The sequence below is a fragment of the Ghiorsea bivora genome, from assembly GCF_000744415.1.
GTDB lineage: Bacteria > Pseudomonadota > Zetaproteobacteria > Mariprofundales > Mariprofundaceae > Ghiorsea > Ghiorsea bivora.
The window spans coordinates 54,155-69,926 of the sequence record NZ_JQLW01000006.1; the positions used below are offsets into that span (position 1 = coordinate 54,155).

Annotated in this window: 17 protein-coding genes; 4 read left to right on the forward strand and 13 right to left on the reverse strand. The window is 42.6% G+C overall.

All coding sequences use genetic code 11. The features are described 5' to 3' along the window. Positions 1 to 14: 14 nt before the first annotated feature. The 13 genes from lpxD to DM09_RS02955 form a co-directional block, all read right to left on the reverse strand. Entirely contained in the window at positions 15 to 1,031 is a 1,017-nt protein-coding gene (lpxD, locus tag DM09_RS02895) for a UDP-3-O-(3-hydroxymyristoyl)glucosamine N-acyltransferase (protein WP_051938015.1), read from the reverse strand. Positions 1,032 to 1,036: 5 nt separating this feature from the next. Beyond that, the gene (locus tag DM09_RS02900; RefSeq protein WP_038247587.1) at positions 1,037 to 1,543 is read right to left on the reverse strand and encodes an OmpH family outer membrane protein; all 507 of its coding nucleotides are present in this window, start codon (positions 1,541 to 1,543) and stop codon (positions 1,037 to 1,039) included. A gap of 58 nt (positions 1,544 to 1,601) precedes the next feature. Beyond that, positions 1,602 to 3,872: an outer membrane protein assembly factor BamA gene (gene bamA / locus DM09_RS02905; RefSeq protein WP_038247588.1), complete on the reverse strand. Its 2,271-nt coding sequence runs from the start codon at positions 3,870 to 3,872 to the stop codon at positions 1,602 to 1,604. 2 nt (positions 3,873 to 3,874) lie between these two features. Next, entirely contained in the window at positions 3,875 to 5,239 is a 1,365-nt protein-coding gene (rseP, locus tag DM09_RS02910) for an RIP metalloprotease RseP (RefSeq protein WP_038247589.1), read from the reverse strand. Next, positions 5,236 to 6,393 (reverse strand): 1-deoxy-D-xylulose-5-phosphate reductoisomerase, encoded by a 1,158-nt coding sequence (gene dxr, locus DM09_RS02915; RefSeq protein WP_081881067.1) that lies wholly within the window; start codon positions 6,391 to 6,393, stop codon positions 5,236 to 5,238. Before dxr ends, rseP begins: the two co-directional genes overlap by 4 nt. Continuing rightward, positions 6,390 to 7,187, reverse strand: a complete 798-nt coding sequence (locus DM09_RS10990) for a phosphatidate cytidylyltransferase (protein ID WP_051938017.1) — start codon at positions 7,185 to 7,187, stop codon at positions 6,390 to 6,392. The genes dxr and DM09_RS10990 overlap by 4 nt, the downstream gene beginning before the upstream one ends. Then, the gene (gene uppS, locus DM09_RS02925) at positions 7,180 to 7,947 is read right to left on the reverse strand and encodes a polyprenyl diphosphate synthase (protein ID WP_038247590.1); all 768 of its coding nucleotides are present in this window, start codon (positions 7,945 to 7,947) and stop codon (positions 7,180 to 7,182) included. Before uppS ends, DM09_RS10990 begins: the two co-directional genes overlap by 8 nt. Then, complete coding sequence (gene frr / locus DM09_RS02930) at positions 7,947 to 8,492, reverse strand: ribosome recycling factor (RefSeq protein ID WP_038247591.1); 546 nt, start codon at positions 8,490 to 8,492, stop codon at positions 7,947 to 7,949. Before frr ends, uppS begins: the two co-directional genes overlap by 1 nt. A gap of 1 nt (position 8,493) precedes the next feature. Further along, positions 8,494 to 9,216 (reverse strand): UMP kinase, encoded by a 723-nt coding sequence (gene pyrH, locus DM09_RS02935; RefSeq protein WP_038247592.1) that lies wholly within the window; start codon positions 9,214 to 9,216, stop codon positions 8,494 to 8,496. Between the two features lie 104 nt (positions 9,217 to 9,320). Next, positions 9,321 to 10,211 (reverse strand): translation elongation factor Ts, encoded by an 891-nt coding sequence (gene tsf, locus DM09_RS02940; protein ID WP_038247593.1) that lies wholly within the window; start codon positions 10,209 to 10,211, stop codon positions 9,321 to 9,323. A gap of 73 nt (positions 10,212 to 10,284) precedes the next feature. Then, a complete protein-coding gene (gene rpsB, locus DM09_RS02945) occupies positions 10,285 to 11,109 on the reverse strand; it encodes a 30S ribosomal protein S2 (RefSeq protein WP_038247594.1) in 825 nt (274 codons plus the stop codon). 141 nt (positions 11,110 to 11,250) lie between these two features. Continuing rightward, a complete protein-coding gene (locus tag DM09_RS02950) occupies positions 11,251 to 11,610 on the reverse strand; it encodes a SirB2 family protein (RefSeq protein WP_038247595.1) in 360 nt (119 codons plus the stop codon). An 86-nt stretch (positions 11,611 to 11,696) separates the two neighbouring features. Continuing rightward, positions 11,697 to 12,002 (reverse strand): YajD family HNH nuclease, encoded by a 306-nt coding sequence (locus DM09_RS02955; protein WP_038247596.1) that lies wholly within the window; start codon positions 12,000 to 12,002, stop codon positions 11,697 to 11,699. Between the two features lie 241 nt (positions 12,003 to 12,243). On the opposite strand from DM09_RS02955, the gene DM09_RS02960 reads away from it, so the two are divergent. From DM09_RS02960 to DM09_RS02975, 4 genes are read left to right on the forward strand one after another with little or no spacing between them, the layout of a single operon-like run. Continuing rightward, positions 12,244 to 13,011 (forward strand): alpha/beta fold hydrolase, encoded by a 768-nt coding sequence (locus DM09_RS02960; protein WP_038247597.1) that lies wholly within the window; start codon positions 12,244 to 12,246, stop codon positions 13,009 to 13,011. Next, positions 12,987 to 13,859: a malonyl-ACP O-methyltransferase BioC gene (gene bioC / locus DM09_RS02965; protein ID WP_038247598.1), complete on the forward strand. Its 873-nt coding sequence runs from the start codon at positions 12,987 to 12,989 to the stop codon at positions 13,857 to 13,859. Before DM09_RS02960 ends, bioC begins: the two co-directional genes overlap by 25 nt. Before the next feature lie 5 nt (positions 13,860 to 13,864). After that, positions 13,865 to 14,803 carry an adenosylcobinamide-phosphate synthase CbiB gene (gene cbiB / locus DM09_RS02970; RefSeq protein WP_051938020.1) on the forward strand — a complete coding sequence of 313 codons (939 nt, stop codon included), beginning with the start codon at positions 13,865 to 13,867 and terminating at the stop codon, positions 14,801 to 14,803. Next, positions 14,800 to 15,747, forward strand: a complete 948-nt coding sequence (locus tag DM09_RS02975; RefSeq protein WP_038247599.1) for an aminotransferase class I/II-fold pyridoxal phosphate-dependent enzyme — start codon at positions 14,800 to 14,802, stop codon at positions 15,745 to 15,747. The genes cbiB and DM09_RS02975 overlap by 4 nt, the downstream gene beginning before the upstream one ends. Positions 15,748 to 15,772: the final 25 nt, after the last annotated feature.

Below are 15,772 nucleotides of genomic sequence, written 5' to 3' on the forward strand. Positions count from 1 at the left end.
GCATTACTCCAACTTTAACTTAAACGCTTAATTTTATTCCAAATAGCGGGCAGCCTATCAAACAAAGCAGAAGCTTTCAGCCAATGCCTGTGAGGTACAGCAGGAAAACCTGAAACCATACCTTTCTCTTTAATATCACCAATCACACCAGCTTTGGCGCCAACTATCGTACCATCCACTAATTTTAAATGACCGGCTACACCTGATTGTGCACCAAACTGGCACCCTTTACCAATCACTGTTGAGCCTGCAAAACCAGCTTGTCCTGCAATCACTGTATGTTCACCAACTTCAACATTGTGGGCAAGTTGAATCAAATTATCCAACTTCGCACCCTGTTTGATCACGGTATTACCAATGGCACCACGATCAATGCAAGTATTGGCACCAATCTCTACATCATTTTCTATCACCACATGCCCCACCTGTGGTATTTTTAAATAATCTTCACCCGTCCAAGCGAAACCAAAACCATCAGAGCCTATCACTGCCCCAGCTTGAACAATTACCCTGTCACCTAATGTTGTACCTTGAGCAAGCACAACCCTTGGGTGCAACAAACAATTCTCACCAATACGAACACCCTTCTCCAACACACAACCTGAACCAATAATACTACCTGCACCCACCGATACATCTTCGGCAATGCTCACAAATGCATCAAGCTGCACCTGTGCTGCAAGATTAGCCTTGTCATGAACACTTGCTGACGCATGAACCACACCTGTTGATACAGGTGCAGGGTGAAAGTACTGTTGTAACTTGGTAAAACCAACATACGGATTGTACAAACGAATTACAGCAAAAGAATTTTTCGCGGGTAATTCTATATCCTGACCCAATAAAACAAGGCCAGCCTGCGTGCTTTGCAAGTCATTTTTATACTTCATATTACTTAAAAATGAAGCTTGATTTGCTTTCGCTTTCGCCAAGGTTTGTACCCCAGCAATAACAATACTGGAATCATTGCAAATTAGCTCACCACCAAGAAGTTCAGCGACTTCCGCAAGCGTGAGAGGAGTAATGCTCACGAAATTTACTTTGTTTTGTCTAATATTTTCGTGATATCAGCGGTAATATCGTAAGGTTCGCTGCCATAAATAATCGCAGACCGTGGCAAAATAATATCAAACTTATGCTGTTTGCCATACGTTTTAACTGCATTGTAAAATTTACCAAACATGGTTTGATCCAACTGACGTTTTTCACGTTTTAATTCATCTGTTGCATCTTGAAGGTCGCGATCAAACTCTTTCTTCAAACGTGTTAACTCTTGCTGTTTTTCCATAAGGTGCTCAGAAGTCATTGCCATGGATTGCATTTGTAGTTCTTTATCCAAATCTGTTAATTTTTTACGTTTGGCATCAAGCTGCTTTCTTTTTTTGTTTTGTAAGGCTTCAAAACGTTTTACACCTTGTTTATAAGCCTTGGTGTTTTCCATCGAGACTTTGATGTCCACATAGGCAATTCTCATCTCTGAAGCGAAACTTTGACCTACCCACAAGCAAGACACGGCGATACATACTGCGATAATTTTCTTCATTTAATCAACTACACCTTTTACCTTTATTATCTCAAACAAACTTCAAATGGGAACTATCTCAAAAACCACGACCAAGTGCAAACTCAAAGCGTCGAACATCATCCAATGGCTGCGCATTCACAGCCGTAGCCCATGTTAAAGTAATGGGACCAACAGGTGAGCTCCATTCAATACCAAAACCATATGAACCACGAATAGAACCTTTATCAAAAGCAATATCGGATATCCCCCAAACTGTACCAGCATCTACAAAAAATGCGCCTCTAAATCCTGCTTGCTCCATATAAGGCAAGGGAAATTGTAAATCTACAGAAGCCGTTGCTTTTTTCGTGCCACCCAAAATGTCTAATGTCTGCGGGTCTACAACAGATATACCATAATAGTTATAACCACGCATACTTCCTACACCACCCAGCGAATACCGGCGATATACAGGTACTTCTTTACCAGCATAACCTTGGATTTGCCCCAACTTCATAGCTGTACGCAGAGTCCAGAAATCGGTCAGTGGAAGGTAGTATTGTGTCGAAACTGTGGTTTCATAAAACTTCCTATCACCTGTAGCCCCAGCATAACCCAAAGATACAGAAGACAAACCTCCTTCTGTAGGTAGCAATGTTCGGTTGCGCGTATCATAAGAAAGCGATTGTACCAGTTCACCCGTAGTATAAGTACCCTCTTGCGAACGTAATGCCAATGATGATGTTATCGGTACACCTGAAAGGGTTGTAGTTGTCAAATAATAACCTACTGAATAACGCATATACTCGTTCAACGCCATACCTACATTAAATGAAGCCCCTTTACTGTCTTGGTTGTACAAAACAATTGTTCGTATATCTGTTTGATTTTGAAAAACACGTACTGAAGCACTCACATCTTCTCCGAAGAAGTATGGGTCAGTTAAACTGATATCATAATTGTTGACTGCACCACCAACGTCTGCACTTACACTTGTTTTATAACCACCACCCAAAAAGTTATTTTCCGAAACAGACCCCACAAAACCTGTACCATAAAGTTGTGAGTAATTGATACCTGCAGAAAAAGAACCACTTTTCCCTTCTTCAATATCCAACTTCATATCCACAGTATTGGCAGCTTTACCTCTAGGTGTAGATATTTTACTTTTAGAAAGGTAGCTAATGCGTTGTAAACGTTCTTTACTGCGTCGAATTTTACTCGCACTGTAACGTTCACCTTCTGCTTGCCTTAACTCACGTCTAACCACATGTTCTTGTGTTTTATTGTGCCCTTGGATTTCCACCCGTTCCACATAAACTTCTCGCCCTTTTTCAATATCAAACTCAATAACAACAGTATTGGTTTTTAAATTCCTATGAAACATAGGCGTCACATTGGCAAAAGCATAACCTTCATCACCCACTTTTTCTGTCATCGCCTGAATAGATTCGCGCAATTTGGTGAGTGAATACAATTCACCTTTTTTTAGTTTTATAACATCCATCAATGCTTCTTTGGATGGTGTCACATCACCTGTCAGCTGAATAGCACTGACCGTAAATGCTTTACCTTCATATATACTCAAAGATAAATAAAAATCCTCTTTATTCGGCGTTAACATCAAACGTGTGGACTCAACTTTTGCATCCAAATAACCAGCATCTTGATAAAACATACGTATCATCTGTGCATCAGCTTCAAAACGCCTACGACTAAACACATCATTATTACTAAACCAACTGCCCAAACCAGAAACCGCAGAAGCTAAAACATTACGCAACTTATCACTTGAAAAGGACTTATTACCTATAAAACGAATGTCTTTGATATGTGTGACCGTACCCTCATCAATGGTTACCTTTACATCTACACGCCCATCATCCAATGGTATGGCGTCAATATGCACATCCACTTGGTAATAACCCTTGGCTAAATAAGCTTTGCGTATCATATTGGTATCAATACTTTCGACCAAAGGACTCAAAATCATGCTGGGTTTAATCTTCATTTTAGGTCGCAGTTTTTTATTCGACAGCTCTTTATTACCTTCAAAGGAAACACTGGCAATAACAGGGTTTTCTTTCACCATGTAAATAAGTTTAATACCACCATCAACCCGTTCACCTTCAGCATACACATCAGAGAAATACCCTGTTGCAAACAGGCGTCGAATATCTTGGCTAATCACGCGTCTATCCAGTGGTAAACCAGCTTTACTATGCACCTTTGCCATCACCGCTGGTGCTTCTACATACCGGTTGCCTTCAATAGCTACAGCTACCACCACATCTTCCGCAATTGCAATCCGTGCAAACGACAGCAGTAATACACAGCCTATCAGTGCCTTAAACCCAAATTTTTTCATGCTTATCCTCGAAATAATCGCATAATGTCATTGTAAAATGCAAACAACATCAGTGTCATAATCAGTAACATCCCTACCATCTGAAAACGCATTTGCATTTCTGGACTCAAGGCTTTACCTCGAACTTGCTCAATAGCTAAAAATAGCAACATGCCACCATCCAGAACTGGAATCGGCAATAAATTTAAAATCGCCAAATTCACTGAAAAGAAAGCCAAAAACATGATAAAATAAACCAACCCACGGTCTGCGGTATTACCCGCCATTTGGGCAATGGCAATGGGACCACCCAAGTTATCTGCAGAGATAGAACTGCTCACCATACGTTTGAACATTTCACCCGTCATCACAGTAACTTCCCAGGTACGAACAAAACCATATACCACACCATCCCAAATGCCTTTACGTTGCCATTCTGGTTCAGCCCATGGTTTTGCACTCAGGCGCACTCCGATTAAACCTCGCCCAGCCTCATTCCCCTTGGGTGTAACTGCCAATTGTAACTGTGAACTACCACGTTGCACCTGTATTTGCACAGTATCGCCAGCATGTTTACCAATCACATCAATCAAACCGTGTACCGACTTCACAGGTTCACCATTGACGGCCAATATTTGGTCCCCTGCCTGAAGCAAGGCTTTTTCCGCTGGAGAATCAGGCATCACCTCTTGCACAAGAATATCCAGCCCTAGGCCCAAGCCCAACACTTCTTCCGCCACGTTAGACAAAAACACATCTTTTTCAGGGTGTGATAAATACACAGGTAATTTGATATGTTGACCATCCCTATCAATGGACAAAAGGTGCTCACCACCAACGTTTAGCTTCAAGGTTTCTTCAAATGCTTGCCAAGAAGTAACCTTGGTTTCATCAACAGCCACAATCCTATCGCCCACCAATAGCCCTTGATGCTCCGCCTCTGAGTTTGGATTTACCGAGCCAATGACTGGCGGTAAGACCTGATGCCCCATCCAAGCCACCAACATATATGCAAAAATAGCAAATATAAAATTGAAACCAGGGCCTGCCACTGCAACGGCAGCACGTTTCCACACGGGCTGATTATTAAATGCTCGTTTTTTATCTGCTTCGGATAATACAACCCGCGTTTCATTTTCTTCGAGCTGCTCATAGGGGTTCTCACCCAGCATTTTCACATATCCACCCAAAGGGATTGCCGCAATCACATACTCCACTTCACCATCTTTACCACGCCATGAAAATAATGAAGGACCAAAACCAATAGAGAACTTTTCAACTTTAATGCCAAGTTTACGCGCAACGATAAAGTGACCATACTCATGAAAGCCAATCAAAATAACAATTGCGGAAATAAAATATAGTGTGGTGTGAATGGTTTCTATCATAGGGGAATCATTTCCTTAGCTTGAATACGTGCTTGCTTATCCAGCTGCCAAACTTGTTCAAGCGTTTCAACAGGTTGTTCTTTAGTTGTTGCCATTACTTTTTCAACCGTACTTACAATATCCATAAAACCAAGCTTACCATCTTGAAAAGCTTGGTTTGCCACTTCATTGGCAGCATTTAAAGCAATCGCTAAGCTATCTTCACCTGCAAGCACGGCTTTCACCAAACGCATAGCTGGAAAACGTGCTTCATCTATTGCTTGAAATTCTAAAGGTTGCGTTTGCGCCAATTCAAGCCATGGAATGCCACTTTCCAATCGTGGTTCCGCCTGCATAGCATACACAATGGGTGAACGCATATCTGGCATAGCCAACTGCGCTAAGACCGATCCATCTCGATATTCTACCATAGCATGCACAATACTTTGCGGGTGAATAATGGCAGATAATTGTTCTGCTTTGGCATCAAACAACCATTTGGCTTCTATCAATTCCAAGGCTTTGTTCATCATGGTTGCTGAATCAATACTAATTTTTGCACCCATACTCCAATTCGGATGAGCAACGGCTTCTTCAACTGTAATGTTTTTTAAACTTTCAGGCGCTCTGTTGCGAAAAGGACCACCCGATGCCGTCAAAATAATACGTGTTACCGAAGCCCTATCATGACCGGCCAATGCTTGATGCACAGCTGCATGTTCAGAATCTACAGGAACAACTTCAGCACCATATTGCTTGGCAGCCTGCATAAAAATACGTCCTGCTGTAACCAAACACTCTTTATTCGCCAGCCCCACACGTTTGCCAGCACGTACCGCAGCCAATGTTGCGGGCAAACCCGCCGAACCAACCATCGCTGCCATCACCATATCCACTTCATCCGCAGATGCGACGGCTTCTGCTGCATCCATACCAAACTCTAGTTTTGTTGCTTTAGGTAATTTGCCTTTTAAAGCCTGATAAGCTGATTCATCCGTCATTACAACAAATGCAGGTTTCACTTGTTCTGCAAGTTTTTGCATCAACGTTACGTTTTTATGTCCAACCAAAGCAAAAGCTTGAAACTGTTCGGGATGCCTCAGCATGACATCAATCGTACTCGTACCAATCGAACCCGTAGCACCCAAAATGGTTAATTTCATAGGTTTACTCATGATAATACCATCCACAACATGGCTACAAAAGGAATAGAAGGCAGCAACGCATCAATCCTATCCAAAATACCACCATGCCCAGGCAGCATACTGCCACTATCTTTAACCCCTACAGCACGTTTCAATGCCGATTCACCCAAATCACCCGCCACAGAAATCACCACCAATAACAAAGCCAATACCAGCGCAGTTAACATCGGCATAGCTAACATTTGCAGCCAAAAAACAGCCGCTGTTATCGTGCCAAAAAACATGCCGCCCATAAAACCTTCCACACTTTTACCTGGGCTAATCGATGGACAAAGTTTATGTTTACCCATGGCTTTACCTGTAAAATAAGCCGCAATATCTGCTGCCCACACACCCAAAAAAGCACCTGATAAAAATAACACACCATCGGGCAAATGATGTACTTCAATCAAAGTATAACAAAATAACATCAATAATAGGGTCATGCTTTGTAAGTAGACAAAACGTGCAAAATGTTCAGGTGTATTGTTATGGCGATGTGTCACTAAGAAAATCAGCAACCAAAGTACAAAAGGTGTTAACAACGGAAATAAAACGGGGATAGTATCAGCACTCCAAATCCAAAATAAACTTGGGATTGCCAAAGTTCCAACATAAAGCAGACCCACACCTAAAGAAAGCATGGCAAGCAACTCAACAACAGCCAGTAACCCCAAACCTACGGTGAGCATGTTAAATACACCCTCAGAAGTATAAAACATCCAGTATACCGCTACTGCAATCAAGAAAACCGCAGTAATGACGCGTTTTTTAAGCTCACTCATCCCTATCACCTGCCTGAACCTGCTCACTGGTCTTACCAAAACGGCGCTCTCGGTGGGCAAAGTCTTGAAGCGCCGCAATTAAATCTTGCTCACTGTATGCAGGCCAGTTGGTATCGGTAAAATAGAGTTCTGCATATGCAGCATCCCACAAATGAAAATTGGAAATGCGTTTTTCTCCGCCTGTACGAATAAGCAAGTCCACAGGTAAAATATCATCACGACCTAAAAATTTATAAAGTGTTTCAGGTGTAAGTTCAGAAAAAGCTTTCGCTCGTGTTTGTTCATCATCAAAAGATGCATAAAAAGATTTTACACCATCAACAATTTCTTGTTGACCGCCATAATTTAGGCATAAAATCACATCAATTTCAGTATTATTCTTCGTAGCTTGCACCGCTTTATCTAAAGCACGGCGCGCCAACCATGGGAATTTGGATATATCACCTAAAATTAAAAGCCTAGCACCTTTTTCTTGCATTTTAGGCACTTCTAATGGAAGAAGTGTCGCCAAGAGTGTCATTAGACCTGCAATCTCTAATTTTGGACGTTTCCAGTTTTCAGTTGAAAACGCATACAAGGAAACTTGTTTTACCCCAGCATCTTTTGCCCATTGAATCACATCACGAAGACGTTTGGCACCTTGTTTATGTCCTTCAAGACGGGAAAGACCCTGAGCTTTTGCCCAGCGCCCATTTCCATCCATAATAATAGCAACATGTTTGGGCACACGTTGTAGCGGCAGCCCTTCAGCAGAAGACATTAAACAGTTAAAATATCCTGTTCTTTTTTCTCAATCACAGCATCCACTTCTTTCACAAAGCTATCTGTAATTTTCTGGATTTCATCCTGCAATCGTTTGGATTCGTCTTCAGGCAAACCTTCTTCTTTCACCTGTTTTTTCACTGCTTCATTGGCATCACGACGCAAATTACGCAATGATACTTTTGATTTTTCAGCCATAGACTTAGCTTGTTTAACAAACTCTTTACGGCGATCTTCCGTTAATTCAGGTAAAATCAAACGAATCACTTCACCATCATTGGAAGGTGTTAAACCCAAGTCTGAAGCCAATAACGCTTTCTCCAAATCTTTCAACACAGCCTTTTCCCAAGGCGTAATCATCAAAATACGCGGCTCGGGTACAGAAATGCTTCCCACTTGGCTTACAGGCACATCTGAACCGTAATAAGGAACACGCACATGATCCAATAAGGCGGCATTTGCCCGACCTGTACGAATCGTTGCCAATTCAGTTTTTAGTGCCGAAATCGTCTTGTTCATTCGCTCTTTCAAATCTTCAAACATCTCAACTCTCCTGGACTACTGTGCCCACAGGTTCACCCATCACAGCTTTTAACATCTGTCCTTGTGTTGTCACATCAAACACCACAATTGGCATTTGGTTATCGCGACATAATGACATCGCCGTAGCATCCATCACACCCAATTGTTTGGTTAATGCTTCGGTAAATGTCAGGGTATCATAACGTGTAGCCGTTGGGTCTTTGACTGGGTCAGCCGTATAAACACCATCTACTTTGGTACCTTTAAGCACCACATCTGCATTGATTTCCATAGCGCGTAAACTAGCGGCTGTATCTGTTGTAAAATAAGGATTGCCTGTACCTGAGGCAAAAATAAGAATCCGACCTTTTTCAAGGTGGCGCACAGCGCGCCTACGGATATAGGGTTCGGCTACTTCTTTGATGTGTAATGCTGAAATCACACGAACCTTAGCGCCTTGTCGTTCCAAAGCATCCTGCAAAGCAATCGCATTCATCACGGTTGCCATCATACCCATATAATCAGCACTTGCTCTGTCCATACCAGAAGCTGTACCCATATTACCACGGAATATGTTACCACCACCAATCACAATGGCTAAGTCCACCTTGCTATCACGCACTTCAATCAGCTCGCTCGCCAAACGATTAATCGTATCAGGATCAATACCATAACCACTTTGGCCCATCAATACCTCACCAGATAGTTTGAGTAATACCCGTTTATATTTGGTGCTTGATGCCATACGAACTCCTTAAAGCTTTGATACCAACATGCCTTACTATAAAATGAATGCCTCAAGCTTGCGCAAAAACAAACTTGAGGCAATCATAATTGTTTAACTTGTTATTAACCTTTGATTTGCGCTGCAACTTCAGCAGCGAAATCTTCTTCTTTTTTCTCAATACCTTCACCCAAAGCAAAGCGAGCAACAGCAACGACTTTCGCGCCCGATTGAACATCAGATACGGCTTTAGCTACAGTTTTATCCGTATCCATCACAAAAGCTTGATCCAACAAACAGTTTTCTGAATAAAATTTATTCATTTGCCCAGCAACAATCTTTTCAACAATCGCTTCAGGTTTACCGCTTGCCAATGCACGCTCAGTTAATACCTTACGTTCACGCTCAATGGCTTCATCCGTAACAGAATCACGTGAAATAAATTCAGGGTTTACTGCTGCAACATGCATAGCAACATTGCGTGCAATCGCTGCAAGCGCATCATCAGCTTCGCCTTCAACTGCAACCAATACACCAATTTTACCTGCACCATGGATATAACCAGAAACCACACCATTGGTTTCCAAGATTTGGAAACGGCGAACGCTCATATTCTCACCAATCGTTGCAATCAATTGCGACAATGTTTGTTCAACGGTTAAACCCGCATCAAAATCCATTGCCAACAAAGCAGCTACATCTGCAGGGCGTTTTTCAAGGATAAAACCAGCCAATTTATCTACAAATGCCACAAACTGATCATTTTTACTTACGAAATCAGTTTCAGCGTTCACTTCCAACACAACAGCAGCATTACCGTTGGTTTTTGTTGCTACAATACCTTCTGCTGCAACACGTCCAGCTTTTTTCTCTGCAGCGCCCAGACCTTTTTTACGCAAGTAGTCTACGCCAGCATCAAAATCACCACCCACTTCAGTGAGTGCCTTTTTACAATCCATCATGCCTGCGCCTGTTGCTTCGCGCAGTTTTTTTACGTCAGCAGCTGTAATTGCCATTTCTATCTCCATCCAGTTGACGCGCCTTTCGGCGCGTTTTAGCTATGTATAATTTTATTAAGTTTACTTTGAATTAAGCTTTTTCTTCAGTTGCTGGCGCAGCTTCTTCCGCCGCTTTTTCAACAACTTCTTCTGCTGGTGCTTCTACAGCTTCTTCAGCTTGGTTTGCCATTTGCTCGATAATATCAGCACCATCTTCAGCATTTTCCAAGTGGAAAGTCTCCGTACCTTCAATGATTGCATCTGCAATTTTGCTGCAGAACAAACGCACAGCACGAATCGCATCATCATTACCAGGAACCACGTAATCAATACCTGTTGGATTACAGTTTGAATCCACAACCGCAACCACTGGAATACCCAATTTTTGCGCTTCTTTCACTGCCAACTCTTCTTTTTGTACATCAATCACAAACAAGCAATCTGGCAAGTGAGTCATTTCTTCAACACCACCCAATGTGCGTTCAAGTTTATCAAGGTCGTTTTGCAATTTTAATGCTTCTTTTTTGGTGATTAGGTCAAAAATGCCTTCTTCTTTTTTGCGCTTCAACTCTTTCATTTTACGCACAGATTGCTGCACTGTTTGGAAGTTGGTCAACATGCCACCCAACCAACGGTGATTTACATAGTATTGACCTGCACGGCTTGCTTCTTCTTTCACAGCATCACGCGCTTGACGTTTCGTACCCACGAACAATACACGTCCGCCAGCAGCAGCTAGTTCGCGCATGAAATCGTAAGATTCATTTGCCATACGTAGTGTTTTTTGAAGGTCGATGATATGAATACCGTTACGTGAACCGAAAATGTATGGTGCCATTTTAGGGTTCCAACGACGGGTTTGGTGACCAAAGTGTACGCCTGCTTCTAGCAGTGCTTTCATAGTAAATTGAGACATTTTAATGTGCTCCGATTGTTATTATTTCCTCCACGCTTCCAATCCCCATTTCTCTAGGGCACAACGGAAGAAACGTGTGCGAATTGGTTGCGCTTTCTACGCAAAAACAGCACTATGTCAACAATACATAAGCTTTCCCTACTATAAGTTTCCTGCTGCAATGACAATAAAGACAAAAACAGCAATCGCCGCAATAAAGCAACTTCGTTTCACAAGTTTACTTCGTCCATATTTAAGCGCCTCTGCTCCCAGAATAATATAAACTAGCAAACCAACAATTTTTGCAGCCAGCCAACCTGATTCAAGCAAGGAATATTCCAAAACAAATGCCATGTATAAACCACTGAAAAGCAGCACCGTATCCACACTATCTGGTAAAACACGACGGTACAAAACATTTGTAACAGGACGCTCAACCCACATGGCAATACCACGCCAGACAAACAACAAAATAGAAACCAATGCACAGCCCATATGTGTATACAGCAACGTTATTGTCATATTTCTTTCCTCACCTCTAACAATTAAAAATCATAACCAAAATAGAAGACACAGCATAACTATCAATTTATTTCAAACTAGGAAACTTATTTATCGTCCATCATTTTTTTTAAATTTGCAAAAGGGTTAGAAGTTGCTGCCTGCTGTTCATCTGGCGTGGTAATCTCCCGCATTTCACTAAAGCGCTGATGCTCATTGTCATGACAATAAATACATAGCAACTCCCAGTTGCTACCATCCGCAGGATTATTATTGTGGTTATGGTCTTTATGATGAACAGTAAGCTCTCTTAGATTTTTCCCAGTAAAATCTCTTGCGCACCGCCCACAGACCCATGGATAAATCTTTAGTGCGCGTTCCCGATAGTTTTGCCCTGCACTCGTAGAAACCATCATTTTCTCCTTTTACCAAAACACAACTTATTGAAGTTGCCCGCATACCGAGGATTGTGCATCCTTTTCCTACATTTATCCATACTAGGCTATAAAATGAATACACAATACCAATTCTCAACAGATTCACTACGCCATACATAAGCGGAACAATCAGCTTGAGGGTAGAAATACATGGTTGCAAGACCTAACCTCAAAACCCTAACTTACAATTAATCCTTCTCACCGCTAATATTCGCTTATGTCTTTACTACCCAATATCATCTTTCTTCACGGCTGGGGGCAGTCTGCACAAATTTGGCATCAGCAGGTGAAACATTTCTCACCTTTAACTCGAACTTATGCCATCAACCTACCTGGGCATGGTGGCGCTTGTGATATAACACAAGAACAATGGATTTCGCATTTAACCCGTGAAGTTGAGCACCATATCAACACACACCAACAACCCACGATTCTTGTGGGCTGGTCGCTTGGCGGGCAACTCGCTTTGACTTTGCAAGCTGCATTGCAGGATAAACTTGCAGGGCTGGCATTGGTTTCGACCACGCCAACATTTAGGCAACAACGCGATTGGTTACACGGTTGCAGCGATGAAGTCTGGCAAGAATTTGAGCAAGCAAGCCAACAACAAACACCCAAACTCATGCAACGTTTTTTTCAAATGATGCTGTATGGCGACAAACTTAGTCGAAAAGATATGCAGAATATCGCCAAAACAGCCGTCCACAAAGAGTATCCACCCACAAAGCAAGGTTTAACAACAGGTTTAAACCTGTTGTCTGACTTGGATAATCGCGCATTTTTGGGCGATATACAACTGCCCACATTGGTTATCCACGGTGCACAAGATGTCATTGTGCCAACAAAAGCAGGGCAATATTTGGCAGCGCATATCCCCAATACCCAGCTACAAATATTTGAAGACTGTGGACATGCGCCATTTCTCACCCATCATGTCGCCTTCAATCAATTATTGGAGTCATGGTGGAAGAATTTATCAATGTAAATAATGTGCGCCGCGCGTTTTCTGGCGCAACAAGCAGTTATGATGACCACGCCGAATTGCAACGTGAAATCGGGCGGCGTTTATTGGCACATCTCGACTTCACCAAACTTCAACCCCAATCCATTTTGGACATTGGCTGTGGCACAGGTTTTTTCACCCGTTTATTGGCTGAAAAATACAAAAAAGCACATATTTATGCTTCCGATATTTCAGAAACCATGGTTTGCCATACCAAACAACAATTCCCCAGACGTATGCCTTGGCAACGTAAATACCACCATGCAGTTAGTGATGCCGTCGCTCTACCTTTTAAAAAGGCATCCTTTGATTTGGTCACATCCAACCTTGCTATGCAATGGGTGCCTGAAGCCCAAGCCATGATGCAAGAAATGCGCCGTGTGCTCAAACCAGGTGGGTTGATTTTATTCTCCACCTTTGGGCGCAGAACATTAAGCGAACTCAAACAAACCCTTGCCCATATCAACCCTGAACATACCAGCTCTGTATTGCCTTTTGCTGATGTGATGAGCTTGGGCAATAGCCTTGGTGAATGCGCCGTAGAAGACCATGTGACCGACTCTGATTTATTCACTCTCACCTACCCCAACACCATGGGTTTGGTGCGTGAACTTAAAGGCATTGGTGCATCCGCATCTGCCATCCAAGGGCGCAGCGGTGGTTTGTATGGCAGAGCCTTATTGCGTGATATTGAGGCTTATTATAGTGAGCATTTTCAACATGAAGATGGGCGTATTCATGCTACATTTGAAGCTTTGTATGCCCAAGCTTGGTACAAAGATGTGGGATATGCTGACCGTGACAATATTATCCCCATTCAGGTTGCTTAAGCGCCTTGTTTTTTGACCATGTTTTTTGGACATTAAGTCTTGCCCTGGCTTTTGAATACATATGGGGCGACCCAAAATCGAATTGGCACCCAGTTGCCACTTTAGGTAATTTTGCCGAACAAATTGAGAAGCTTTTATGGAAAAATAGCAGATTTTCAGGTTTCCTTGCTTGGTTTTTGGTATTTTTCGGCTCTTTAAGCATCTTTATTACGCTTTGGTATCATCTTGCTTACGACCATGCGTGGTTATCCGTCATTTTTGAAGCTTTATTATTCTGGTTCTCTTTGGGCTGGAAATCGCTGATTGAACATACCCAAAGCATTACCTCAGCAAACAATATTGAAGAGGCAAAAGCCAAAGTCAGTATGGTGGTTGGACGCAACACAGACCAAATGAACCAGCAAGACATTCACAAAGCCAGCATTGAATCCTTAGCCGAAAACACTTCTGATGCCATCATTGCCCCATTATTTTGGTTTATATTGTTGGGGGCTTGGGGAGCTTGGGCTTACCGCATTATCAACACTTTGGATGCCATGTGGGGCTATAAAAATGAAAAATACACTTATTTTGGTTGGTTTGCGGCAAAAATAGATGATATTGCTAACTTTTTTCCTGCCCGTATCACGGCGCTGTTGATGTTACTCCAACAACCACGTCTTTTGAATAAAATTCCAAGCATTTACCATCAAGCCAAACAACATTTATCACCCAATGCTGGGTTCCCAGAAACTGCCATGGCATTTCTTTTAGGTATTCGTTTGGGTGGTGATGTTGTCCGCGATACAGGCATAGAACATCGCGCATACATGGGTGATAACCCACAAAGCATCACCACCACACATATCCAACAAGCTATCCATATCAGCAACCGCTGTGTTTATACCATGTTAGGCTTAACATATACCGGTATTCTCTATACAAGTTTCATGCATATGTTATGACAAACCTTCCTCACGGCGGTAATATTGAAGAAATTGCCAAACAGTGGGAATGTGCACCCGCTGATATTCTTGATTTATCCACGGGTTTGCACCCCGCAGGCCCTCCAACATGGTTAGGAAATTGGCTCAAGGAAAACAGTCATCTGGTTGGTCATTACCCCGACAGATTCGGGGAACCTGCACGTTCTGCCTTGGCAACATTCATGGGCATTGCCCCCGAAAACATCTTAATCATTGCAGGCGCACAAGCTGCCATCGAAGTTTTACCCCAAGCATTGCAATGGCAACACATGGCCATCAAACAACCCTGTTATGCTGAACCAATTCGAGCAGCAACACGTGCGGGTTGTCAGGTGATTGCTGTGGACATGCAGGCTACAACATATCCTGATGCGGATTGTGTGTGGATTACCTGTCCGCACAACCCTTTTGGACACAAAGAAACATTCCCTCAACATCGCCATGGTGTCTTGGATGAGTCTTATATGCCTTTTAATGAACGCCAAGCTTTGGGCATATTGTCTGATGTAATTCGCCTTGGTTCATTAACCAAAACCTTCTGCATTCCAGGGTTGCGTTTGGGGTATATCATTGCCGAACAAACCCACATCCAAAGCTTACAATCATGGCTTCCACCATGGCCAACATCCACACTTGCAGCACACCTTTTACCCAAGCTGCTTCCCCAAGCTGCGCAACGTGATGCACACATTGTCACATTAAGACAACAAATGCTTGATACATTAGCACAGCATAATTGGGAAGTTCAACAAGGTTTTACCAGTTTTGTGCTTGCCAGACCCAAAGACAAGTTGCCCGACTTTGCATCATCACGCATACTTGTCCGCCGCTTTCCTGAATGGGATAGTTTGGCAGGTTGGTTAAGGTTCGGCTATCCTGCATCAGAAAAAGATTGGCAACGTTTCATCGCAGCACTTACATGATACCATGTAGTGCCAAGGAGTAAGA